General features: G+C 65.6%; 1 pseudogene. It reads left to right on the forward strand.

Going from position 1 to position 360, the window contains the following annotated elements:
- Positions 1 to 360: pseudogene (locus EN862_RS35155) on the forward strand (transcription-repair coupling factor); the annotation flags it as partial.

Raw genomic sequence — 360 nt, forward strand, 5'->3', positions numbered from 1 at the left:
CTCAAGTCTTCGCTTGGCGAGCGCGAGGACATCGACTTTACCGTGTTCGATGCGCCCGACGTAGGGGGTAAGAAAGTCTTCCACGCCGGCTCGCGGCATGGCCGCAGCTTCGTCGAGGAACGTGCCGATCCGAACGTCAATGTCTTCGATGTCGTCGTCCGGCACATAGCCGACGAGCGCGCGGCGCGGCGCCGGGTCGTCATCGCCGGCTGGACCGAAGGCTCGCTCGACCGCCTTGGCCAGATCCTGGCCGAGCACCATCTCGGCAACCTCAAACAGGTCGAGACGCTGGCCGAGGCCGAACAGCTCGAGCCGGGCCAGGCCGCATTGGCGGTTTTGCCGCTGGAATCCGGCTTTGAG

Origin of the sequence: Mesorhizobium sp. M2E.F.Ca.ET.219.01.1.1, assembly GCF_004016445.2 — a bacterium.
Taxonomy (GTDB): Bacteria; Pseudomonadota; Alphaproteobacteria; order Rhizobiales; family Rhizobiaceae; genus Mesorhizobium.